Annotated in this window: 17 protein-coding genes; 7 read left to right on the top strand and 10 right to left on the bottom strand. The window is 69.1% G+C overall.

What is annotated here, in order from left to right:
* Positions 1–24: 24 nt before the first annotated feature.
* Together ASC95_RS14825 and ASC95_RS14820 are read left to right on the top strand one after the other, a co-directional pair.
* Positions 25–2,103: a primosomal protein N' gene (locus tag ASC95_RS14825; RefSeq protein WP_057298498.1), complete on the top strand. Its 2,079-nt coding sequence runs from the start codon at positions 25–27 to the stop codon at positions 2,101–2,103.
* Positions 2,104–2,121: 18 nt separating this feature from the next.
* Positions 2,122–3,630 (top strand): alkaline phosphatase, encoded by a 1,509-nt coding sequence (locus tag ASC95_RS14820; protein ID WP_057298497.1) that lies wholly within the window; start codon positions 2,122–2,124, stop codon positions 3,628–3,630.
* 10 nt (positions 3,631–3,640) lie between these two features.
* Here ASC95_RS14820 and ASC95_RS14815 read toward each other — a convergent pair whose 3' ends face one another.
* From ASC95_RS14815 to ASC95_RS31175, 6 genes are all read right to left on the bottom strand, one after another.
* Positions 3,641–4,330, bottom strand: coding sequence for a hypothetical protein (locus ASC95_RS14815; RefSeq protein ID WP_057298496.1), 690 nt, complete (start codon positions 4,328–4,330; stop codon positions 3,641–3,643).
* A gap of 147 nt (positions 4,331–4,477) precedes the next feature.
* Positions 4,478–4,846 (bottom strand): hypothetical protein, encoded by a 369-nt coding sequence (locus ASC95_RS14810; protein WP_057298495.1) that lies wholly within the window; start codon positions 4,844–4,846, stop codon positions 4,478–4,480.
* Positions 4,847–4,952: 106 nt separating this feature from the next.
* Positions 4,953–7,028 carry an ATP-dependent helicase gene (locus ASC95_RS14805; RefSeq protein WP_057298494.1) on the bottom strand — a complete coding sequence of 692 codons (2,076 nt, stop codon included), beginning with the start codon at positions 7,026–7,028 and terminating at the stop codon, positions 4,953–4,955.
* Between the two features lie 10 nt (positions 7,029–7,038).
* The gene (locus tag ASC95_RS14800; protein WP_057298493.1) at positions 7,039–9,681 is read right to left on the bottom strand and encodes a hypothetical protein; all 2,643 of its coding nucleotides are present in this window, start codon (positions 9,679–9,681) and stop codon (positions 7,039–7,041) included.
* The gene (locus ASC95_RS14795) at positions 9,681–10,283 is read right to left on the bottom strand and encodes a PEP-CTERM sorting domain-containing protein (protein WP_057298492.1); all 603 of its coding nucleotides are present in this window, start codon (positions 10,281–10,283) and stop codon (positions 9,681–9,683) included. The genes ASC95_RS14800 and ASC95_RS14795 overlap by 1 nt, the downstream gene beginning before the upstream one ends.
* A 92-nt stretch (positions 10,284–10,375) precedes the next feature.
* A complete protein-coding gene (locus tag ASC95_RS31175) occupies positions 10,376–11,413 on the bottom strand; it encodes a hypothetical protein (protein WP_057298491.1) in 1,038 nt (345 codons plus the stop codon).
* A gap of 112 nt (positions 11,414–11,525) precedes the next feature.
* Between ASC95_RS31175 and ASC95_RS14785 the strand changes: the two genes are divergently transcribed.
* Positions 11,526–12,485 carry an AEC family transporter gene (locus ASC95_RS14785; RefSeq protein ID WP_057298490.1) on the top strand — a complete coding sequence of 320 codons (960 nt, stop codon included), beginning with the start codon at positions 11,526–11,528 and terminating at the stop codon, positions 12,483–12,485.
* A gap of 9 nt (positions 12,486–12,494) precedes the next feature.
* Here ASC95_RS14785 and ASC95_RS14780 read toward each other — a convergent pair whose 3' ends face one another.
* The 3 genes from ASC95_RS14780 to ASC95_RS14770 form a co-directional block, all read right to left on the bottom strand.
* Positions 12,495–13,562 (bottom strand): PEP-CTERM sorting domain-containing protein, encoded by a 1,068-nt coding sequence (locus ASC95_RS14780; RefSeq protein WP_082567816.1) that lies wholly within the window; start codon positions 13,560–13,562, stop codon positions 12,495–12,497.
* 62 nt (positions 13,563–13,624) lie between these two features.
* Positions 13,625–14,986, bottom strand: coding sequence for a PAS domain-containing sensor histidine kinase (locus ASC95_RS14775; RefSeq protein WP_057298488.1), 1,362 nt, complete (start codon positions 14,984–14,986; stop codon positions 13,625–13,627).
* Entirely contained in the window at positions 14,986–16,329 is a 1,344-nt protein-coding gene (locus ASC95_RS14770) for a sigma-54 dependent transcriptional regulator (RefSeq protein ID WP_057298487.1), read from the bottom strand. The genes ASC95_RS14775 and ASC95_RS14770 overlap by 1 nt, the downstream gene beginning before the upstream one ends.
* 187 nt (positions 16,330–16,516) lie before the next feature.
* On the opposite strand from ASC95_RS14770, the gene ASC95_RS14765 reads away from it, so the two are divergent.
* From ASC95_RS14765 to ASC95_RS14750, 4 genes are all read left to right on the top strand, one after another.
* The gene (locus tag ASC95_RS14765; RefSeq protein ID WP_057299032.1) at positions 16,517–18,187 is read left to right on the top strand and encodes an OFA family MFS transporter; all 1,671 of its coding nucleotides are present in this window, start codon (positions 16,517–16,519) and stop codon (positions 18,185–18,187) included.
* Positions 18,188–18,259: 72 nt separating this feature from the next.
* Complete coding sequence (locus tag ASC95_RS14760; RefSeq protein WP_057298486.1) at positions 18,260–20,605, top strand: FdhF/YdeP family oxidoreductase; 2,346 nt, start codon at positions 18,260–18,262, stop codon at positions 20,603–20,605.
* Positions 20,574–20,789 (top strand): hypothetical protein, encoded by a 216-nt coding sequence (locus ASC95_RS14755; protein ID WP_057298485.1) that lies wholly within the window; start codon positions 20,574–20,576, stop codon positions 20,787–20,789. The genes ASC95_RS14760 and ASC95_RS14755 overlap by 32 nt, the downstream gene beginning before the upstream one ends.
* Before the next feature lie 94 nt (positions 20,790–20,883).
* Entirely contained in the window at positions 20,884–21,498 is a 615-nt protein-coding gene (locus ASC95_RS14750) for a glutathione S-transferase family protein (protein WP_057298484.1), read from the top strand.
* A gap of 6 nt (positions 21,499–21,504) precedes the next feature.
* Here the strand turns inward: ASC95_RS14750 and ASC95_RS14745 are convergent, their stop codons facing one another.
* Positions 21,505–22,380: a hypothetical protein gene (locus ASC95_RS14745; protein WP_057298483.1), complete on the bottom strand. Its 876-nt coding sequence runs from the start codon at positions 22,378–22,380 to the stop codon at positions 21,505–21,507.
* Positions 22,381–22,383 lie beyond the last annotated feature (3 nt).

The raw sequence follows: 22,383 nt of genomic DNA, 5'->3' as shown, positions 1-22,383 counted from the left end.
TTCACAAGAAGCGCGGAGCTGCGCATGGCTGAAGCCGGAGGCCCTGCAACGGTGCGCGTGGCGGTCGACGCCCCTCAGCACAGCGGTTTGAATGGCCCGCTTGACTACGCCAGTGAGCAGGCGCTCGCATCAGGCACTTTGGTGCGGGTGCCGCTGGGCAAGCGCGAACTGCTGGGCATCGTCTGGCCGGGCGACGAAGCCACGGCGCCAGACGTCACCCTGCGGCCGGTGGCCGCCGTTTTTGACGCGCTGACACCGCTGGGCGCCGACTGGTGCCGGCTACTGGATTTCGCCGCCGGCTATTACCAGCGCAGCGTCGGCGAACTGGCCAGCGCGGTGCTACCGCCCCAGTTGCGTGAACTCTCGCCCGAGCAACTGGCCGCACGGCTGCGCAAGCTGGACCGCAAGGCCGCCAAGCCGGTCGCCGTGCCCGAACCGGCCCGGCCGGAGCTGGCGCCCGAGCAGGCAGAGGCCGTAGCCCGCATTGCCGCCCAGATCGACGGCGGCGCGCGCAAGCCGGTGTTGCTGTTCGGCGTGACCGGCAGCGGCAAGACCGAGGTCTATCTGCGCGCCGCCGAGGCCGCGCTGGCGGCGGGCCGGCAGGTGCTGGTGCTGGTGCCCGAAATCAACCTGACACCGCAATTGGAGGCCCGCTTCACCGAACGCTTCGCGGCGCTGCTGCCGCAGCCGCTGGCCATCGTCTCGCTGCACAGCGCGCTGACGCCGGCCCAGCGCCTGCAGAACTGGCTGGCCGCCCACCTCGGCCGCGCGCGGTTGGTGCTGGGCACGCGGCTGGCCGTGTTCGCGTCGATGCCGGAACTGGGGCTGATCGTCGTCGATGAGGAACACGATCCCTCGTACAAGCAGCAGGACGGTGCCCGCTACTCGGCACGCGACCTGGCCGTCTGGCGCGCGCATGATCTTCAAGTGCCCGTCGTGCTGGGCTCGGCCACGCCCTCGCTGGAGAGCTGGCAGCACGCTGAAAGTGGCCGTTATGAGCGGCTGACCTTGGCCGCCCGCATCGGCGGCGGTGCGCTGCCTCGCATCAGGCTCTTCGATATGAAGGCCTTGCCACCCACGGCCGGCGTGACGACCGCGCTGACCGCGCCGCTGCTGGCGGAGCTGAAGGCGCGCCTGGACCGCGGCGAGCAGAGCCTGGTCTTCCTGAATCGCCGCGGCTATGCGCCGGTGCTGCATTGCGGTGAATGCCAATGGAAGAGCGATTGCCCGCATTGCAGCGCCTGGCGCGTCTTCCACAAGCGTGACCGCACGCTGCGCTGCCACCACTGCGGCTTCACCGAGCGCGTGCCGAGCGCCTGCCCCAACTGTGGCAACCACGACATCGCCCCCATCGGCCGTGGCACCGAGAAGCTGGAGGAGCAGCTCGGCGAGGCCCTGCCCGGCGCGCGCGTGCTGCGCATCGATGCGGATTCCACGCGCCGCAAGGGTGAACTGGAGGCGCAGCTGCAGGCCGTGCATGACGGTGACGTCGATATCCTCGTCGGCACGCAGATGATCACCAAGGGCCACGACTTCCGGCGCATCCGTTTCGTCGCCGCGGTGAACCCGGATGGGGCTCTCTTCAGCAGCGACTTCCGCGCGCCGGAGCGCCTGTTCGCGTTGCTGATGCAGGCGGGCGGCCGTGCGGGTCGCGATGCAGAACGTGACGCTGGGGGCGAGACGCCGGCCGAGATGTGGGTGCAGACCTGGCACCGCGACCATGCCCTCTACCAGGCGCTGGCACGCCACGACTATGTGCGCTTCGCCAGCGACCAACTGGCCGAGCGCCGCTCCGCCAGCCTGCCGCCGTTTGCCCACCTGGCGCTGCTGCGCGCCGAGGCGCGCACGGTGGAGGCGGCCAAGGCCTTCCTGATGGCCGCCGCGGAGCTGATGCATGACGACGGCGTGCTGGTCTACCCGCCGGTGCCGCATGCGGTGGCACGCGTGGCCGACGTGGAACGCATGCAGATGCTGGTGGAGGCCACGCAGCGCGCGCGGCTGCAGGCCTTCCTGCGCGGCTGGGTGCCCGAGCTGATCGCGCTCAAGCGCGAGCACAAGGCCGTGCTGCGCTGGGCCGTCGACGTCGACCCGCTGGCGATCTAGCCGCGCCAGAATCCGGCGATGGGCACCCATCGCCGCCACCTGCTGCAACTGTCTTTGGCCGCTGGCTTGGCCCCCGGATGGCTCCGCCATGCGCGTGCCGACGTGGCGCCGCGCTTCGCCCTCGGCATCGCCTCTGGCCACCCGACTCCTGACGGCATGGTGCTGTGGACCCGGCTTACCGGCGCCGATCTGCCGGCGCGCGTCGAGGTGCGCTGGGAAGTGGCGGAGGACGAGGCCTTCCAGCGCCGTGTGGCGTCGGGCACCGAGATCGCTGAAGGCGCCTGGGCGCACAGCGTGCATGCCGAGCCCGCAGGGCTCAAGCCGGGCCGTTGGTACTGGTACCGCTTCGAAGCCCTGGGCCAGCGCAGCCTGGCGGGCCGCACGCGCACCACACCGGCCGCGGACGCGCTGGAGCCGCTGCGCTTTGCCATCGCCAGCTGCCAGCGCTGGGACCATGGCTTCTTCGCGGCGTGGCACCACATGCTGGCCGAGGAGCTGGACCTCGTCATGTTCCTGGGCGACTACATCTACGAGTACGGGTCCGCGCCCGGCCGCATTCGGGCCGTGGAAGGCAGTGCTGCCGTGACGCTGGACCAGTACCGCAGCCGCTACGCGCAGTACAAATCCGACCCCGCACTGCAGGCCATGCATGCCGCCGTGCCCTGGCTTTACGTGTGGGACGACCACGAGGTGGAGAACGACTACGCCGGGCTGCGCGGCGAGAAGATCGCACAGGACTTCCCGGCGCGCCGCGCCGCCGCCTACCAGGCTTGCTGGGAAAACCAGCCCCTGCCCAAGGCCTGGCGTCCGCGCGGCATGGACATGCGCATGCATGGCCGCCACGCCTGGGGGCGGCTGGCCGTCATCCATGCGCTGGACGACCGCCAATACCGCGACCCGCAGCTGTGCACCAAAGCCGGCAAGTTCGGCAGCAACACGCTGCCGCTGCGCGACTGCCCGGAGTTGCTGGACCCCAAACGCACGCTGCTGGGCGCGGCCCAGGAACGCTGGCTGGCCGAGGGCTGGGACACCACGCCCGGCCGCTGGAATCTCGTCGCACAGCAGACGTTGATGGCACGCATGAACTGGAACGCGGCTGAGCCTACCTACTGGACCGATGGCTGGGATGGTTATGCGCCGGCGCGCAACCGGCTGCTGGCGACCGTGCGCGAGCGCCAGGTGCCCAATGTCGTCGTGTTAGGGGGCGACGTGCATTCGCACATCGTGGCCGACCTGAAGGTCGACTTCGACGACCTTGATTCACCCGTTGTCGCCAGCGAGTTCTGCGGCAGTTCCATCACCAGTTGGGGTGGCAAGCAGCAGCGGTTGGATGAGGTGTTGCCGCACAACCCGCACCTGCACTACGGCCGCAGCGACCAGCGTGGCTACATGGCCTTCGTGCTCGACAAGGCGGGGCTGCAGGCGACCGTGCGTTCGCTGGACGATGCCCTGCAGCCTGACAGCGCCATCCGCTCGATGGCGCGTTTCGCCGTGGAAAACGGCCGAGCTGGCGTACAGCCCGCCTGACGGCAGCGGCTCAGCGCGGGCGTGGTGTCGGGGCAGTCAGCGCGGCGGCCAGCGCCGTGGCGCGGCGCGCCTCAGCCTGGCGGCGCAGTGTGCGCGGCAGCAACAGGCAGCCTGCCAGCGCGGCGAAGGTCAGCGCCAGGCTGCCGGGCTCGGGAATGCGGTTCAGGTTGACGTTGTCGAGGTTGCCGCCCAGGCCGTCACTGGTGCCCACAGATGCAAAGCTCAGCAGGTTGCGGCCGGCCTGGGCCGTCAGGTTGAACTTGACCTCGGTCCATTGATTGCCGCTGTTGCCGAGGCCGCTCATGGTGGCACCGAGCTGCACGCCGTTCCAGAACGCCTGCATGCCGTTGGTCGACGCGGCCTGGAACTCGCGCGGTGCGTACCAAAAGCTCAGCTCATAGCGCGCGCCAGCGCTGAGGTTGTCGAGGTATTGACCGATCAGCGTGTTGCCGTTGGTGTCTAGCTCGAGGAAATTGCGGCCGTCCTGGGCCGTGCCGGCGACGTTGTGGCGGACTTCAAAACCGGTGCCCGGGCCCCCGAGCCAGGTCCAGCCTGGCGTGCTGGCCACGTTGACCCAGTTGCCGTTGGCCACGGCCGTGCTCTCGAAGCTGCCGTTGACGAGCAGGTTCACCGGCGCGGGTGCGGCCAGTGCGGAACTGCCAAGGGCAATCAGGGCAAGCAGGGACAAGGCGCGTTTCATGGGCGGGCAGGGTTTGGAGTGATTGGCCGCGATTCTTCGGCCTGCCCTGCCGGGCCCGGGGTGCAGAGTTCACACCGGCGCGAACAACCCCCTCAGGCCGGTGTGCGGCCTGTGAAGCAATTCACTGAAACGGGGTGGCCGGGCCGCTCAGGCGTGCGGCGTGTGGCCGAGTGTGCTGGCCAGCGCGGTGGCACGGCGTTGCTGTTCCTGCCGGCGCAAGGCGCGGCTGACGGGGCGTGCGAGGGCCAGGGCCAGAACACCCAGGACGATCAGCAGCGAGCCTGTATCGACCTGTGCGGGCAGGGTTTCGAAATCGGTGTCGGACTGGCGGTTGGCCGGCGTCCAACGGGCATTGCCGTTCAGCGACGTCAGGCTGGCCGAGCCGAGACGGCCGGCATCGGCAATCATGGTGGCCGTCGTCGTGTCGACGATGGGTTGACGGGCTTCACGCGTGGCGCCGGCCGGGGTCGAGGAACTCAGGGCAGCGAGGGCGGCAGCAAGGACCAGGGCTTTCATGTGCAGGCTCACCGGAAAGAAGGGCTGGATCGCATTGTTCGCAGCCTACCGTGGCGAGGTTGTGAAGACTTCACGCGCTCGGGGGGTACCCCCGCGAATGAGCGCTTCAGTCTTGACTTGCTGAGGAAGCCCGGGCGGCCGCCTTGGCGGCCAGTTCCTCGCGCATGCGCTTGAGCTTTTCCCGGGGATCCTCGCGGGTGCTGCCCTCGTGCAGCTTCATCTCGGCCAGGAAGCGGCTGGGAATGCCCACGACGGTGTCGCGGCCTTTCTTGCGCCGGCGCAATGTCGACACGGCCAGCGTCGTGCGCGCCCGCGTGATGCCGACGTACATCAGCCGCCTCTCCTCCTGCAACGCCTCGACAGTCAGCTCAGCCTCCTCGCGCTTGAAGGGCAGCAGGCCCTCATTGACGCCGGCCAGCACGACATGGGGCCATTCCAGGCCCTTGGAGGCGTGCAGCGTGGTCAGCGTGACTTGGTCCTGATCCTCGCCGCGCTCGGCCAGCGACAGGATGACGCTGATGGTCTGGGCCACGTCCAGCACGCTCTGCTTGGGCTCGGTGAAGCTGACGCCGCCTTCCTCGCTGTGCTGGCCGCCGCAGCGCTTGGCGACCCAGTCGACGAAGTCCAGCACGTTGCCCCAGCGCGCCTGCGCAACCTTCTCGTTCTCTTCGTTGTCGATCAGGTGGGCTTCGTAGCCGATGTCCTTGAGCCACTCGGTCAACATCGCATGCGCGGCGGTGTGGCCCTCGGTGTGCCTGGCCTTGTACTGCAGCTCGTTCACGTAGCGGCCGAACTCGTGCAGGCCGTCCAGGGCGCGTTTGGTCAGCGCGGTGGCCAGGCTCTCGGCGAACAGCGCCTCGAACATGCTGCACTTCCATTGCGCCGAGAACGTGCCCAGGGCGCCCAGCGTCTGGTGGCCGATGCCGCGCTTGGGCGTTGTCACGGCGCGCAGGAAGGCCGGGTCGTCGTCCTGGTTCACCAGCAGGCGCAGCCAGGCGCACAAGTCCTTGATCTCGGCCTTGTCGAAGAAGCTCTGGCCGCCTGAGACCTTGTAGGGGATCTGCGCGCGGCGCAGGGCCTGCTCGAAGACGCGCGCCTGGTGGTTGGCGCGGTACAGGATCGCAAAGTCCCTGAACTGCGGGCCCTTGCCGTCGGCACGCAATTGCTGGATGCGAGCCACGGCCCGCTCGGCCTCGTGCTCCTCGCCGTCGGCCTCCAGCAGCGCGATGGGCTCGCCGTCGCCGAACTCGCTCCACAGCTTCTTCTCGAAGATCTTGGGGTTGCCGGCGATGACGTTGTTGGCCGCGCGCAGGATGCTGCCGGTGGAACGGTAGTTCTGCTCCAGCGGGATGACCTTGAGCTTGGGGTAGTCGGTCGGCAGGCGCTTCAGGTTCTCGATGGTGGCGCCGCGCCAGCCGTAGATGCTCTGGTCGTCATCACCCACGGCCGTGAACATGCCGCGCTCGCCCACCAGCGTCTTCAGCAGCTCGTACTGCACGGCATTGGTGTCCTGGTATTCGTCCACCAGCACATAGCGCAGCTTGTCCTGCCACTTCTCGCGCGCCTCGGCGTCATTGCTGAGCAGCTTCAGCGGCAGCGTGATGAGGTCGTCGAAATCCACCGCCTGGTAGGCGGCCAGGCGCTCCTGGTAGCGCACCATGACGGCAGCGGCCGAGCGCTCGTCCTCGTCCTTGGCCACCTGCGCCGCTTCAGCCGGGCCCAGGCCCTGGTTCTTCCACAGCGAGATGGTCCACTGCCAGCGCCTCGCCTGGTTCACGTCCGTGGTGCCACCGGCGTCCTTCAGCACGTTGAGCACGTCGTCGCTGTCGAGGATGGAGAACTGCTCCTTCAGGCCGACGCGCGTGCCTTCCTCGCGCAGCAGGCGCACGCCCAGCGAGTGGAAGGTCGAGATCGCCAGGTCCTTGGCCGCCTTGTTGCCCACCAGCGCCTTGGCTCGTTCGCGCATCTCCTGCGCGGCCTTGTTGGTGAAGGTGATGGCGGCGATCTGGCTGGGCCGGTAGCCCGACACCAGCAGCTGCGCGATCTTGGTCGTGATGACGCGTGTCTTGCCCGAGCCCGCGCCGGCGATGACGAGGCAGGGGCCGCTCAGGTGGTAGACGGCTTCGAGCTGGGCCGGGTTGAGTCCAGCTGAAGCTGGCCCGGGCGATGGGGCGGAGGACATGGGGGGCGGATCATGCCACCCTGGCCACGCCTTCCCCCGGCAGCGCACGCAGGCCCAGGCCCAGCAGCAGCAGCGTGAAGAACACGAAGCCGACGCGTGGAACGTCCAGCAGGCTGTCAAAGGCGCCGACGGCGGCGAAGCCGATCAGCGCGGCGACGATGGCCGGCGCCAGGGGATGGTCGCGGCCGCGGCCGAACGACAGGCGCACCAGGGCCAGCATATAGGCGCCGCCCAGCAGGGCCAGCCCCACGAGGCCTTGCTCGAACAGCGCGTGCAGGGCCACGTTCTTGATGTGCCAGGGCAGGTGGTAGCGGTCGCTGGAGAAGAACCAGCGGGCCATCTCGCGGTTGAAGTCGCCGTTGACCAGCAACTGGCGGCCCTGCGCGTCCTGCATGGCGATGCGGGCAATGTCGACGCGGGCGGCGCGGGTGTTCAGGGACATGGAGAAGGTGACAAAGCGCGGCGCCCACCAGTCGCCGCCCAGCGCCGGCACCGGGCCGAGCTTGAACTGGCTGGTCTGCCACTCACCCATGCCGGCGAGAGCGGCCGGCGTGGCGGCATCGGCCCCACCCTTGGCCGGCAGCTCGGTGCGCAGCGGCTTGAGCGTCGGCTCGGTGCCGTTGCAGTTGTCCGGGTAGATCAGGTTCTTCTCGCAGACCTGCATCACCAGGTTGGCGTCGCTGGCGGTGCGATGGACCAGGGTGATGGTGACGGGGCCGGGCGCCGGCGCGGAGATGCGCTGGCTGACCCGGAACTGCTCGCCATTGCCCAGCAGATGCTTACCGGCCGCAAGCGCCAGATAGGATTCGGTCGGGTCATGGCGCAGCCGATAGTCGCCGACCTGGCTGCTGACCGGGCCTTCGTAGAAATTGCTCGACACGAAGCGCCCTGCGCCCTTGCCCAACAGCCATTGGCGGCCGCCATGCAGCAGGTGCAGGCTTTCGCGCCAATGCGTCAGGCGGGTCTGGCCGTCCTCCTTCCAGGTGGCCACACGGTCACGCAGATAGCCGCCGCCACCCAGGGCCGCAACGATGGACATGACCATCAACAGGCCCGCGACGAGCAGGGCGCGCTTGCGCCAGCCCGCTGCACCGCGGCTGTCCTTGCCCTGCAAGGGCCACAGGCGCGGTTCCACCAGCATGGCCGCCCACACGCCGGCCAGGGCCAGGCCTGCTGCCAACGCCGTCCAGCGGCCCGCGGTGCCGCTCCAGTAGTCGGCCACGATGACCATGGTGGCCAGCAGCCAGAACCAGGCCGTCGCAACCAGCAGCACATACAAGGGCCGCGCCTGCCCCGGCTGGTCGCGCCAGCGCAGCGCGGCACAGCACAGCAGCGCGACGACGTTGAGCACATAGGCCGCCTTCGGCACGGCCATGGACAAGGCCCAGCTCGCGCCGCCGAGCAGCAGGGCCAGCACGCCGCCCATGATCAGCGCCGTCAGCCGCTGGCTCAAGGTGGGCAGCCACAGGCTGGCCGGCATGGTCAGCAGGATGACCATGACGAAGAACAGGGCCAGCAGGCCGCGGTAGCCGCCGCTGCCGAATATCAGGGCGGCCGCCAGCGCGAAGGCGCCGGCCATGGCCAGCGCCCCGACCTTGGCCAGGCGCGGCAGCGGCTCGTCGACAGCGCCGAGCGTGCTGTCGATCTGGCTGCTTTCCGGGCCCGAGGCTGCGGCGCGGCGCCGCTGGGCGTCGGCCAGCATGACCATGGGGATGAGAGCCAGCGGCAACGCCAGATAGACGCCGCGCGAGAAGGTCGTCAGGCAGGCATAGGCGGCCAGCAGCGCGATGACCAGGCCGATGGCAAAGCGCCAGGGCGAACGCGTGCGCAGCAGTGCCAGCAGGGCGAAGGGCAGGGTCAGCACCAGGAAGCCGTCCAGGGCCGCGCCGCCGACGTGCATCTCCCAGAAAAGGGCCGTGGTGCGGTAGTCGGTCGAGAAGTCCAGCAGGCCGGTATAGGCCAGGCGCTCCCACAGCGCGGCGGCGCTGCCGCCGGCCAGCGCCAGCACCAGGCCGAGCAGCAGGCCGCGCGAGAAACCCCGTGGACGCGCGGTGGCTGCGGCCGTCCACAGCGGCAACAGGGCCAGCACCAGGAAGATGGCCTTGGCGTTGCGTACCGAGTTCATGGCTTCGTGATAGCCGTGGAACCAGCCGAAGGCAAAGCCGCCCGCGTCGGCGAAACCACGCCTGATGCTCCAGGCCGCCGACAGCGCCAGGGCCATCATCAGCACGATGACGACCGGCGAATAGACGAGGCCGTGGCGCCAGGCTGGCGCGCGGTCGCGCGAGTTCAGCTGCAGCGCATAGGCCAGATAACCGCCGCAGCCGCAGGCGGTGACGAGGAGGTCCATCTCCTCGAAGCTGATCCAGCCGGTCCAGGGCGCCAGACCGACCAGGGGCAGCGGCGCGAGCACGAGAACGGGCGTCTTGATCCAGAACAGTGCCGCCAGCAGCACGATGGCGCCCCAGGCCGTCAGCGCGAGCGGCCCCGACAGCGGATGGTGCCAGGCCAGCTCGGCGCCCACGAGGCCGAATCCCACGCCGGCGGCCAGCGCCAGCCATTGGATCTTGGTGGCCGGCAGCCTGAGTTGCAGTTCGCCCAGGCCCAGCAGGCCCGGGTTGACGGTTGAGGGGGCTGCCCCGACCGCGGCCATCAGCGCTTGCGCCGCAGGCCGGCCAGCAGGCCCAGCCCGCCAAGCAGCAACGCTGCGCTGGCCGGCTCGGGCACGGCCGTGACCTGGATGTTGTCAAAGCCGACGACTTCGCCTGGGCCTGCATGGAATTCGCCGTTGATGGTCAAGCTGGTCACGTTGGCAAGCACACTGGCCAGCGAGGGCCCCCAGCCGGCGGCGGGTGTCAGTGCCGCGCTGTAGTGGCGCCACTGGCCGTCCGGGGCGGCCGGTGCGAGATCGAGCACCAGGCTGCCGCCCGGGCCGCTGATCCGGACCTCACCGAATCCGGACCAGTCGACGGACGCGTTGTTGACGGTTCTTGCATCGAAGGACAGCGTGCCACCCAGGTAGGCCGACCAGTTGCCCAGCCAGCCCGACGGCGCGGTGAGCAAGATGTCGGTGTTGCCGTCGAGGTCCTCGACCTGGACCCAGCCCCCGCCGTTGCCGCCGGTGGCCTGCCAGGCTTGGGTGCCGCCCACGGGCGTCGTCCAGCCCTCGGCATCGGTGGCGAAGCCGGCGGCAGAAACGGCCAGCGGCAGGGCGGAGCCGAGGACGATCAGCGTCGCGCGCAGGGAACGAGCCATGGAAACCTCCAGAGGGTAGGGGGTCGCATTGTTGCCGAGCGCCGTCCTCGGCGCATCCCCAAACAATCCCCCGATCCTCGCGGTTCCGAGGGTCAGCCCCGCGACTGGCTCTGTGTGCCGGCGGTCGACGTCGGCGGTTCGGCGACGCGCGCCGCCATGGCCAGCAGGCCCAGGCCGGCGGCTGCCCCCAGCCACAGCCAGCGCTTCCACCAGGCCGGCCGCGGCTTGGCTGCGACGGCAGACGCCAATTCGGCGGCGCTGCCGGTGCTGCGCGGAGGGGCGAGGCCCAGCCATTCGCGCAACTCGTCGGCCAGGCCCTCGGCGCCGCGCGTGCGCAGCTCGGGCGATTCGGCCATGGTGCCGCGCAGCAGGGCGTCGAGCTTGATCTGCTGCGCCTCCTTCATCTGCGGCCAGGCGTCGGCCACGCTACCGCGCAGCGGCGCCAGGCCCCGGGGCGTGTCTTCCCAGCCGCAGATGAAGACGCGGGCCAGGGCGCCCAGGCCGTAGATCTCGCTGGCGAGGGTGGGAGGTTCGCCGTTGCGGCGCTCGGGCGCGACGAAGGCCGGCGAGGCGCCGAGGCTCAGGCCGCGGTCGAAGGGGTCGGTCGGGTCGGGGATCTTGGTCAAGCCCAGGCCCATCAGGCGCACGCCGCCTTCGGGGCCGAGCCAGATCATGGCGGGGTCGATCTCGGCCAGCAGCCAGCCCTGCTGGTGGGCCGAGCGCAGGGCTTCGCAGAGCTGCACCAGCAACTCGACGCGCTGGCGCAGGCTCAAGCTGTGCAACTGCGGCAGCACCGGCTCGCCATGCTCGCCGTCGACGATCAGGTAGGGATGGGAATCGGGCGTCACGCCGCTGTCGCTGGGCACGGCGATGTGCGGGTGCTGCAGCTTGGCGAGGTCGCCGGCCTGGTCGGCATAGCGCAGCATGACGCCGGCGCCCTGGTCGCTGCGGTCCAGCACGAGCACGGCCGCCTTCTGCTCGGTGGCCAGCGCATGGTGGGCGCTGTACCACTGGCCGGCATGAGCCTGCTCGCCGTCGGCCAGCGGTTTCTCCAGCCGCCACACGCCCAGCGCCTGCCCTTCGTCCAGCGGCGCGGCAGCGGCTGGCGGTGGCAGGGAGAGATTGGGCATGCGCATGGCGCGGCATATTAGGGGTCACCCCAGGGGGCTGCCATCCCCCTTTGTTACAAAGCGGGCCGGTCCGCGCATTCGCTCACGGCCCTTGATACTCGCCCCCCGGACCATGCTTGCCGTTCTCGCCACGACCTTTCCATTCTTCGCGCTGGTGCTGTGTGGCTGGCTGGCCGCCGAGCGTGGCCTGCTGCCGGACAGCGCCATTCCAGGCCTGAACGGTTTCGTGCTTTTCTTTGCGCTGCCTTGCCTGCTGTTTCGCTTCGGGCGCGACACGCCGCTGCTGGAGCTGCTCAACCCGGCCCTGCTCGGCGTGTATCTCAGCTCGGCGCTGCTGATCGTCTTCTTCACGGTGGCAACGACGTTGTCCGAGCGCGTGGGCATGAAGGACGCCGCCTTTGGCGCCCTGGTGGCGGCCTTCCCCAACACCGGCTTCATGGGCGTGCCGCTGATCGTCGCGTTGCTGGGCAATGCCGCCGGCGGGGCTGTCGTCAGCACCATCCTGGCCGACCTGTTCGTGACGAGCTCGCTGTGCATCGCTCTGGCACAGGCGGGGGCCAGCGGCCATGCCGGCCGGGCGGCTTTCGTGCAGGCGCTGAAGGCGGCCGCTTCCAATCCGCTGCCCTGGTCCATTGCCCTGGGTGCGGCTTTGGGCGTCAGCGGCCTGGTGTTGCCGGGGCCACTGGCCAAGGTCATTGCCATGCTGGGCGATGCGGCCTCGCCGGTGGCGCTGTTCTCCATTGGCGCGGTGCTCAGCCGCTCGGGCCGGGCCAACCGCAAGGCCGGCCGTGTGACGCCGGCGGCGCTTTACCTGCCCGTGGCCGCCATCAAGCTGCTGCTGCATCCGGCCCTGGTCTTCGCCTTGGGTGCCGCGGCGCGCTGGCTGGGGGCGCCGCTGGCCTGGCCGCAGCTGGTTGCGCTGACGCTGGCGGCCGCGCTGCCCAGCGCCAGCAATGTGTCGCTGCTGGCCGAGCGCTACGGCGCGGACAACGGCCGCATCGCGCGCATCATCCTGGCGTCGACCGGCCTGGCCTTTTTCAGCTTCAGCGGCCTGGCGGCCCTGCTGATCTGAGCTGTTGACTCAACGGCTGCGACGGCGACGCGCCACCCAGGCGATGACGCTCAGGCCCGACAGCAGCAGCGCATAGGTTTCGGGTTCGGGAATGGGCAGGCCGCCGCCGCCGGTCGCGCAAGCCAGGTTCTGGCAGATCGTGCCGCTGCCATTGCCGGCGAAGCTGATGCCGTAGTCCGACGCAGCGGCGCCAGACAGCACATAGACCGTCGAGCCCTGCGGCAACTGCATGCCCGTGAACTGCACGGTATTGGAGAAGTCCGCGGCACCGTTGCCGCTGATGCTCGTGCTCAGCTCAGACTTCAGGTATAGCGCTGCGCCATAGGTGAAGCTATAGCTGCCGACGACATCCTCGTTGATCGTCAGCGTGCCGTTGCCGTCCGTGTAGGTCCACAGGCCGTCGCTGTAGACGCTCTTGTTCCAGTGGTCCGAGCCCGCGTCGTAGGAGGCGTAGACCGACGCGACGACCTGGTTGGAGAAGGAGCGCAGCGACCAGTCGATGGACGCGCCGCCATTGCCCGTCGTGATGCCGGCGAGGCTGCCGTCGATGTGGATGGTGCCCGTGAAGGTGCCCGTGCCGGTGCCGCCGCCGATCTGGTAGAGCTCCTCCCAGGCCGAGCGCCCGGTCGCATAAGTCTGGTTGTTGCTTTCCACGTGCATAGGCCAGCTGGTCGCGCCGACGACGAACTGGCCGTCGTAGCTCTGGCTCACCGGTGTGAAGCCGGCCAGCGAGGCGCTGGCATGGTTGCTGCCCCAGTCCGTCATGCCGTAGGCATTGGCGGTGACGGGTGTCATGCCTTGGCTGGCATCACCTGCCCAGACGCCACCGGCCGTCACATTGGGTAGGGGCGTGGCCTGGTCGTAGGCGGCGCCGCTGAGGTAGTCGTAGCCGTAATAGACGCTGCCGTAGACGGTGTTCGGGTTGCCGCCGGGGTCCAGGCCAAAGACGGGGCTGGTTGTCTGGATACTGTTGTAGTAGCCGCTGTAGGCCTCGGCGAAGACGCGGTATTGCGACTGCGCCTGGGCGGTGCAGGCGAGGGCAGCGAGACCCAGCAGGGTCAAAGCGCGTAGAGACATGGCACGGCTCCCAAGGCAGCGTGCCGACGGTGGCGCGCTGAAACAAGTTGTGCACTCTGTCACTAATTGCTCGCTTTGGCATCCTCATTCGACAGGACGGCGCGCCATGGCAGCCGGATCGTCACCCGCAGCCCACCACCGTCACGGTTGGCCAGCGCGATATGGCCGTCGTGGGCTTCGGCAATCTCCCGCGCCAGCGCCAGCCCGAGGCCCGTGCCGCCCCGGGAGCCGGGTTCGGAGCGCTTGGTGGAATAGAAGGGCAGCAGGGCCTGGGCCAGCACCGCCTCGCTCATGCCGGGGCCGCGGTCCAGCACTTCGATGCGCAACTCGCCGCCCTGGCTGGCCAGGCGCAGCAGGATCTCGTCGGGGTCGCTGCCCGACTCATGGGCGTTCTTGATCAGGTTGAGCAGGGCTTGTTCGATCTGGGCCGCATCGAACCAGCCGGGCTGATCGGGCGGCGCGCCCTCGACGCGGAACTCGCCCAGCGTCGCCAGCCGCGCGATAAAGGCCGGCCAGTCCACCGCCTCGCGGCGCGGCGCCGGCAGCTTGGCGAAGGCCGCGTAGCCGCTCAGGAAGACATGCAGATGTGCCGCCCGTTCGCCAATGCTGGCCAGCACCTGCAGCAGCCGCTCGGTGTTGCCGCGCCGCGCCAGCTCGGCGCCGCTGTGGGCCAATGACGAAATCGGCGCCAGCGAGTTGTTCAACTCGTGGCTCAACACGCGGATGACGCGCTTCCACGTCGCGACTTCGGCCCGCGACAGCTCCCGCGTCATGCGCCGCAGCAGCCGCAGCCGATGCGGCTGGCCCTGCAGCCTGAATGTGCGCGTGCTGTGGTGGAAGGTTTCCTCCGATCCGTCGGGCAGCGTCACCGCGAAAAGCCGGTCGGCGTCGCCGGCGAGGGCCTCGCGCAGCGCCTCCGGCAGGTGGGCGATGACGGTGGGGAAGTCCAGCCCGGTCAGGCTGCGGCCGTCGCCCAGCAACTGGCGTGCGGCCAGGTTGGCAATGGCGATGCGCTCGCTCGGCGCCGTCAGCACCAGCGCGACGGGCGTGTTCTGCACGACGGTGTCCAGCAGCAGCTCGCGCTGGGCCAGGTGCTGGCGCTGCTCGCGCAGGGCCAGGCCGAGCTCGGCGTGCAGTTGCGTCAGCTCGATCAGCTCACGCGGGCCGTCTGGCGCCAAGTTGAGGCTGAAGTCGCCGTCGCGATAGCTCAACACGGCGCCTTCGAGCGCGCGCGTGAGCCGCAGCAGCGGCGCCAGCCAGAATGCCGCCAGCCAGCCGATCAGCGGCAGCATGACGATCACCGCCACGGCCAGCGCAATGCCCGCATCCAGGCCCGCGCGCCGCACGCCGAGGATGACCAGGGGCGGCACCACCGCCGCCGCACAGAGTGCCAGCAAGGCGCGTGCGCGCAGCGACAACGGCATCAAGGCGTTATCCCATAACGCTCCAAGCGCCGGTACAGCGCCTGGCGCGACAGACCCAGCTGGCTGGCCGCGCGGCTGACCACGCCGCCGGCCGCGTTCAGCGCCGCGACGACGGCCTCGCGGCTGGGCTCGTCGAGGTTGCGCCAGGCGCCGCCGCCATTGCCATTGGCTTCCTCCAGCCCCAGCAGGGCCGGCGTGATTTCACCGCCCTGGCACAGCAGGGCCGCGCGTTCGACGGCGTTCTTCAGTTCGCGCACATTGCCTGGCCAACGGTGGGCGAGCAGGGACTCGCGCGCGGCCTCGCTCAAACGCGCGCGGCCGGCCAGGAAATGCTCTGCCAGCGGCAGCACATCGTCGCGGCGCTCGGCCAGCGGCGGCAGCCTCAGCTCAATGAGATTGAGGCGATAGAACAGGTCCTCGCGGAAGGCGCCCGTCTTGACCATGGCGCGCAGGTCGGCATTGGTCGCGCTCAGCACGCGCACCAGCACCTGGCGCGTCTTGCTCGAGCCCAGGCGCTCGAACTGGCCGGTCTCCAGCACGCGCAGCAGCTTGACCTGGCCGGCCAGCGGCAGGTTGCCGATCTCGTCCAAGAAAAGGGTGCCGCCGTCGGCCGCCTCGAAGCGGCCCACGCGCGCCTTGGCCGCGCCGGTGTAGGCGCCGCTGTCGCTGCCGAACAGCTCGGCCTCGATGAGGTCGGCCGGCAGGGCGCCGCAGTTCAGAGCGACGAAGGGGCCGTCATGCGCGCTTGAATTGGCGTGCACGAAGGCCGCGATGCGTTCCTTGCCGGCGCCGTTCGGCCCCGTGATCAGTACCGGCACCGGCGCCGCGGCGATCTGGCCGGCCAGTTCGAGCAAATTGGCCATCGCATCGGAGCCGAACACGAGGCCAGCGAGGTCGTAGCGCCGTGCCAGCGCTGCGCGCCTGGCCGACCGTGCCTCGCGCAGCTGCGCGATCTCGCGGTTGGCCTCGCCCAGCTCCAGCAGGTTTTCGACGGTCGCAATCAGCTTGGCGTCGTCCCAGGGTTTGGCGAGGTAGTCGGCCGCGCCGGCCTTGACGAGGGCCACGGCGGCGTCCAGCCGCGTCCAGGCCGTCAGCAGGATGACGGGAAGGTCCGGGCGGCGCGCGCGGATGGCGCGAAACAGCTGCTCGCCTTCCTCGCCCGAGGTCGTGTCGGCCGTGAAATTCATGTCCTGGATGACGAGGCCGAAGGCGCGCTTGTCGAGCAGGGCCAGGCCCTCTTCGGGGCTGGTGGCCATACTGGCCTCGATGTCGTGCAGGGACAGCAGCAGTTCCAGCGCCTGGCCCACGCCGGGATGGTCGTCAATGATCAATACGCGTCGCATGGCGCAGCAGGATAGCCGCCCATCCAACCGTGCCATCTGCCCGGATTTTCTGAACGACGAGCTAGGTTTTTCCCTAAATCGCCACTTCGACGGGGGACTCGTCACAAAGCAACCCGTATCCTGCGCCGCCTCGGGCGGGCTGATGGTGGCTGCGCACGAGATTCACATCAACGTCAAAGGGAACACCATGTCTTCAGTGGGATTGGATGCCGTGCCCGGTCCGGGTCGGAGCGCAGGCTGGCTCGACAAGGAAAGAACCATTGCCGGCGTCGGCTTCAACCGCTGGCTGGTGCCGCCGGCGGCCCTCGCCATCCATCTGTGCATCGGCATGGCCTACGGCTTCTCGGTGTTCTGGCTGCCGCTGTCCAAGGCCCTGGGCATCAAGGAGGCGATCAAGTGCGGCGCCGACGTGGGCTTCTTCCAGGAGCTCTTCGTCAGCGGTTGCGACTGGAAGGTCTCGACGCTGGGCTGGATGTACACCCTCTTCTTCGTCTTCCTTGGTTGCGCAGCGGCAATCTGGGGCGGCTGGCTGGAACGCGCCGGGCCACGCAAGGCCGGTATCGTGTCTGCCCTGTGCTGGTGCGGCGGCATGCTGATCTCGGCGTTGGGCATTCATCTACACCAGTTCTGGCTGATGATCCTCGGCAGCGGCGTCATCGGCGGCATCGGTCTCGGGCTGGGCTACATCAGTCCGGTCAGCACGCTGATCAAGTGGTTCCCGGACAAGCGCGGCATGGCCACCGGCATGGCCATCATGGGCTTTGGCGGCGGTGCCATGATCGGCTCGCCGCTGGCGGCAGAGCTGATGAAGATGTTCGCGACGGCCACCGATGTCGGCGTGACTCAGACCTTCATCGTCATGGCCCTCATCTACTTCGTCTTCATGATCGGCGGAGCACTCGGCTACCGCGTGCCGCCGACGGGCTGGAAGCCGGCCGGCTGGACCGCGCCGGTCGCTCAGGGCAGCAACGCCATGATCACGCAGCGCCACGTGCATGTGAAGAAGGTCTGGGGCATCCCGCAGTTCTGGCTGGTGTGGATCGCGTTGTGCATGAACGTGTCGGCCGGCATCGGCGTCATCGGCATGGCCAGCCCGATGCTGCAGGAAATCTTCGGCGGTTCGCTGATCGGCCTGACGGCCAAGTTCGGTGAACTCGACAAGGCGCAGCTCGCCAAGATCGCCGGCGTCGCTGCTGGCTTCACGGCCTTGCTGAGCCTGTTCAACATCGGCGGCCGTTTCTTCTGGGCCAGCCTGTCCGACAAGCTCGGCCGCAAGATGACCTACGTCGTCTTCTTCGTGCTGGGTGGCGTCCTCTACGCCAGCATCCCGGGCAGCGCCGCGGCCGGCTCCAAGCTGCTCTTCGTCGGCGCCGTCTGCATCATCCTGAGCATGTACGGCGGCGGCTTCTCCACCGTGCCGGCCTACCTGGCGGACCTGTTCGGCACGCAGATGGTGGGCGCCATCCACGGCCGCCTGCTGACGGCTTGGGCCACGGCCGGCATCCTCGGCCCGGTCGTCGTGAACTACATGCGCGACTACCAGCTCGGCCTGGGCCTGCCGCGCGAGCAGGTCTACAACCAGACCATGTACATCCTGGTTGGGATGCTGGTCGTCGGCCTGATTGCCAACCTGATGGTCAAGCCGGTCGCGGACAAGTACTTCATGACCGACGCCGAGCTGGCCGAGGAAAAGCGTCTGGCGCATGAGCGCGCCGCCGCCACCGAGGTGGGCAGCGGCAGTGGCCAGGCGGCCGCCACGCCGACGTTCATCGTCGTGCTGGCCTGGGCCGCCGTGGGCATCCCGCTGGCCTGGGGGGTCTACAAGACCCTGATCAACGTGGGCAAGTTCTTCAACTGATCCGGTCCTGCTAGGCTGACAAGCCCCGCTGCCTGTGCAAGGCGCGGGGCCTTTTTCTTGGTTGATGTGCATATGAGCGAAAAAGAGATCGAACAGAAGATCGAGCTGTACGACGGCCCCGCCGGCGGTTGGGGTGCGCTGAAGAGCGTGGCCAGGCACCTGAACGAGCAGGGCGTGGCCGTGAAGGGTGCCAAGACGCTGCTGCATGCCAACCAGACCGACGGCTTCGACTGCCCGGGCTGCGCCTGGCCTGACCGCGATCACCGCTCCACCTTCGAGTTCTGCGAGAACGGCGCCAAGGCCGTCGCCGCCGAAGCCACCGCGCGGCGCGCGACGCCCGAGGTCATTGGCGCGAAGACGCTGAAGGAATGGGCCGAGGCGTCGGACTACGACCTGGAAGCCACGGGTCGTCTGACCGAGCCCATGGTCTACGACGCCCAGACCGACCGCTACCAGCGCACCAGTTGGGACGCCGCCTTCGCGCTGATCGCACGCGAGCTGCAGGCCCTGCCCGACCCCAACGAAGCCATCTTCTACACGTCGGGGCGCACCAGCAACGAGGCCGCCTTCTTGTACCAGCTGTTCGTGCGCGAGTACGGCACCAACAACTTCCCCGACTGCTCCAATATGTGCCACGAGCCCAGCGGCTCCGGCATGCGCCCGACCATCGGCGTCGGCAAGGGCACGGTCACGCTGTACGACTTCGAGCGGGCCGACGCCATCTTCGTGTTCGGTCAGAACCCCGGCACCAACCACCCGCGCATGCTGGGCGAGCTGCGCGCGGCCCGCAAGCGCGGCGCGCGCATCGTCAGCTTCAACCCGCTGCGCGAGCGTGGCCTGGAGCGCTTTGCCGACCCGCAGAACGCCATCGAGATGGCGAGCTTCAGCGACTCGCCGATCAGCAGCCACTACTTCCAGCTCCAGGTGGGCGGCGACTTCGCGCTGCTCAAGGGCATGTGCAAGCGCGTCGTCGAGTTGGACGACGCCGCGCTGGCGGCCGGTAAGCCGCGCGTGTTGGACGTGGATTTCATCGCCGAGCACACCCAGGGCTTCGACAGCTTCGTGGCCGAACTGCGCGAGCAGCCCTGGGAGCCGCTCGTCCAGGCCTCGGGCCTGACGCGCGAACAGATCGTGCAGGCTGCCGACATCTACGCGACGAGTGAGCGCGTCATCGCCTGCTGGGGCATGGGCATCACCCAGCACCGCCACTCGGTCAAGACGATCCAGATGATCGTCAACCTGCTGCTGCTGCGCGGCAACCTGGGCCGGCCCGGCGCCGGTGCCTGCCCGGTGCGCGGTCACAGCAATGTGCAGGGCGACCGCACCATGGGCATCTACGAGAAGCCCGCGCCGGCCTTCCTGGACAAGCTGGGCCAGGTGTTCGGCTTCGAGCCGCCGCGCGAGCACGGCTACGACACGGTTGGTGCCATCCAGGCCATGCTGGACGGCAAGGGCAAGGTCTTCATCGCCATGGGCGGCAACTTCGCCGCCGCCACGCCCGACACGGCCGCCACCTGGCGCGCGCTGCGCCAGTGCGAGCTGACGGTGCACATCACCACCAAGTTCAACCGCAGCCATGTCGTGCACGGTCGCCAGGCTCTGGTGCTGCCCGTGCTGGGCCGCACCGAGATCGACGTGCAGGCCAGCGGGCCGCAAGGCGTCACGGTGGAGGACTCGATGAGCATGGTGCACCTGTCGGCCGGCATGAATGCGCCGGCATCGGAGCACCTGATCTCCGAGCCCATGCTGGTCGCGCGCATGGCCGCGGCCACGCTGACGAAGAGCCGCACGCCGTGGCTGGCCCTGGCCAGCAACTACGCCGCCATCCGCGACAAGATCGAGGCCGTGCTGCCCGATTTCGCCGGCTTCAACGAGAAGATCAAGTCGCCCGGTGGCTTTCGCCTGCGCAACACTGCCAGCGAGCGCGTCTGGGCTACGGCGAGTGGCAAGGCCGAGTTCAGCACGCACGCGATGCCCACCGACCTGGCGGTGCAGCGCATCGCCGAGCGCCAACGTGACGCGCGCGTCTTCACGCTGACGACACTGCGCTCCCACGACCAGTACAACACCACCATCTACGGCCATGACGACCGCTACCGCGGCGTCTACGGTCACCGCCGCGTGGTCTTCGTCAACGTCGAGGACTTGAAGGATCTCGGCATGAAGGCGGGCGACTGGGTGGACATCACCAGCCTCTACATCGACGAAGCCGGTGGCGAGGTGCAGCAGCGCCGCGCTGAACGCTTCCTGCTCGTCGCCTACGACATCCCGCGCGGCTGCCTGGCCAGCTACTACCCCGAGACCAACCCGCTGGTGCCGCTGCAGAGCTTTTCCGTCACGGCGCGCACACCAACGTCCAAGTCCATCCCGGTCGTGTTGACGCCTCATGCAGGAACAGCTGCTGCAGACGCTGCGTGAGCTGGCGCCCGATGGCGAGCCGGTCGCGCTGACGCGGCTGGCTAAGCGGCTGGACGAGCGCGTCAGCGTGCTGTTGCGCGAGCTGACCGCGCTGAGTGACGCGAGCATCGGCGGCGTTCGGGGGCCGGGCCTCGTGCAGCTGGCCTGCGACGAAGCGGGCCGCTGGACCGTGCGCTTGTCTTGACAGCAAGCCGCTGTCATATCCGCGGCTGAAACGGCGCTTCACCATGCAAGCCGGCTGACACAATGGGCCGCCCCGTCTCTTGCCCAACGCCACGATGAAGCTGCTCGGCCGCCTCACCTCCATCAACGTCCGCAAGGTTATGTGGACCGCCGCGCAACTCGATCTCGAACTCGACCGCGAGGATTGGGGTGCGGGTTTTCGCTCGCCGCAGGAGCCGGGCTATCTGGCGATGAACCCCAACGGGCTCATTCCCGTCCTCATCGACGGCGACTTCGTGCTGTGGGAGAGCAACACCATCTGCCGCTATCTCGCCACCCAGCGCTACGCGAGCACGCTGCTGCCCACCGAGGCGCAGGCGCGTGCCCGCGTCGAGCAGTGGATGGACTGGCAGGCCGGCGAGCTGAACAACAGCTGGCGCGTCGCCTTCATGGCGCTGGTGCGCGGCCAGCCGGCCACGGCCGAGGCCATCACTGCAGGCGTGGCCAACTGGAACAAGCACATGGGCATGCTGGACGCCCAGCTCGCGCGCACCAACGCTCATGTCTGTGGACCCGAGTTCACGCTGGCCGACGTCGTGCTCGGCCTGTCGGCCCAGCGCTGGAAAAACGCACCCATCGAGCGCGCGGAACTGCCGGCGGTGGACGCCTGGATGCAGCGGCTCGGCAGCCGGCCCGGCTTTGGCGACTACGTGGACAACGGCATGCCTTGAGCGACCTCAGGGCTTGCCGCCAGCGGGCCGGCGCGCAAGGATCTGCTGCGCCGCCTCCCTGGCCGCGGCCATCTGCTGAGGTGTGGGCGGCGCTGCCAGGTGAAGCGCACCCCGCTCCAGCAGCGACTTGGCCATGCCCTTGGCCTCAGGGTCGGGCAGCTCGGCGTAGGCCATCAGAAAGCTCAAACGCTCGGCATCGCTCAGTCCCCAGGCGGGGTTCGACGTCGCCGCGTTGACGAGGCTGGGCCCGTCACCGACAAGTGCGTCACGCCGCATCGCTTCGGCCACCTGCTGGCGCTGCGCTGCGGTCAGGTCGCTGGAGAAGGTTGAGGCGGCAAAGGCCGAGGCCGCCTCGGCCACGCCGGCCCGCACCGCCCGTGAGGCCAGTTCCGGCAGCATCACTCGGTGCTGGGCGGTCACGGTCTGGCAGCGCCGCGCTTCGGCATCGGCCTCCACCATCATCTGGGTCATCATTTCCGGCGAGACGCCCTGGTTGCGGACGGTCTCGAGGCTGTTGCGCCGCGTCTCGTTCGACGCGCAAAGCCGCAGCCAGCGCACCGCCTCCCAGGCAGCCACCGCATCGTCGCCAGCCACCGCACGATCGATGTGCGGGCCGTACCCTTCCGAACCGATACGCGGCGCGGCCGGCCTTGTGGAGGCGGGCATCGGCGCTGCCGTTGCGGAGGCGGCACGCGCCACCGCGCGTGTGGTTGCCGAGGCTGCGGAAGCCGCCAGCGGCCGCGTGGCGGGCAGGGCTGCGACGGTCGTGGGCTCGGATGGCGCGGCCGGGCTCGCGGGCGGCGCGCTCAGCCCCAGCCACAGGGCGGCGGCCGCTGCAGCGCCAATCGCGATGAGGATGAGAACCCAGCGAATGGCGTCCATGGC

Origin of the sequence: Pelomonas sp. Root1217 (genome assembly GCF_001425705.1) — a bacterium.
GTDB lineage: Bacteria > Pseudomonadota > Gammaproteobacteria > Burkholderiales > Burkholderiaceae_C > Pelomonas.
Note: the sequence above shows the minus strand (reverse complement) of the source record. Positions and strands in the feature narration are given on the sequence as shown.

Coding starts and splice junctions, on each gene's coding strand:
- ASC95_RS14825 (WP_057298498.1), top strand. CDS start 25: ATGGCTGAAGCCGGAGGCCCTGCAACGGTGCGCGTGGCGGTCGACGCC.
- ASC95_RS14820 (WP_057298497.1), top strand. CDS start 2,122: ATGGGCACCCATCGCCGCCACCTGCTGCAACTGTCTTTGGCCGCTGGC.
- ASC95_RS14815 (WP_057298496.1), bottom strand. CDS start 4,330: ATGAAACGCGCCTTGTCCCTGCTTGCCCTGATTGCCCTTGGCAGTTCC.
- ASC95_RS14810 (WP_057298495.1), bottom strand. CDS start 4,846: ATGAAAGCCCTGGTCCTTGCTGCCGCCCTCGCTGCCCTGAGTTCCTCG.
- ASC95_RS14805 (WP_057298494.1), bottom strand. CDS start 7,028: ATGTCCTCCGCCCCATCGCCCGGGCCAGCTTCAGCTGGACTCAACCCG.
- ASC95_RS14800 (WP_057298493.1), bottom strand. CDS start 9,681: ATGGCCGCGGTCGGGGCAGCCCCCTCAACCGTCAACCCGGGCCTGCTG.
- ASC95_RS14795 (WP_057298492.1), bottom strand. CDS start 10,283: ATGGCTCGTTCCCTGCGCGCGACGCTGATCGTCCTCGGCTCCGCCCTG.
- ASC95_RS31175 (WP_057298491.1), bottom strand. CDS start 11,413: ATGCCCAATCTCTCCCTGCCACCGCCAGCCGCTGCCGCGCCGCTGGAC.
- ASC95_RS14785 (WP_057298490.1), top strand. CDS start 11,526: ATGCTTGCCGTTCTCGCCACGACCTTTCCATTCTTCGCGCTGGTGCTG.
- ASC95_RS14780 (WP_082567816.1), bottom strand. CDS start 13,562: ATGTCTCTACGCGCTTTGACCCTGCTGGGTCTCGCTGCCCTCGCCTGC.
- ASC95_RS14775 (WP_057298488.1), bottom strand. CDS start 14,986: ATGCCGTTGTCGCTGCGCGCACGCGCCTTGCTGGCACTCTGTGCGGCG.
- ASC95_RS14770 (WP_057298487.1), bottom strand. CDS start 16,329: ATGCGACGCGTATTGATCATTGACGACCATCCCGGCGTGGGCCAGGCG.
- ASC95_RS14765 (WP_057299032.1), top strand. CDS start 16,517: ATGTCTTCAGTGGGATTGGATGCCGTGCCCGGTCCGGGTCGGAGCGCA.
- ASC95_RS14760 (WP_057298486.1), top strand. CDS start 18,260: ATGAGCGAAAAAGAGATCGAACAGAAGATCGAGCTGTACGACGGCCCC.
- ASC95_RS14755 (WP_057298485.1), top strand. CDS start 20,574: ATGCAGGAACAGCTGCTGCAGACGCTGCGTGAGCTGGCGCCCGATGGC.
- ASC95_RS14750 (WP_057298484.1), top strand. CDS start 20,884: ATGAAGCTGCTCGGCCGCCTCACCTCCATCAACGTCCGCAAGGTTATG.
- ASC95_RS14745 (WP_057298483.1), bottom strand. CDS start 22,380: ATGGACGCCATTCGCTGGGTTCTCATCCTCATCGCGATTGGCGCTGCA.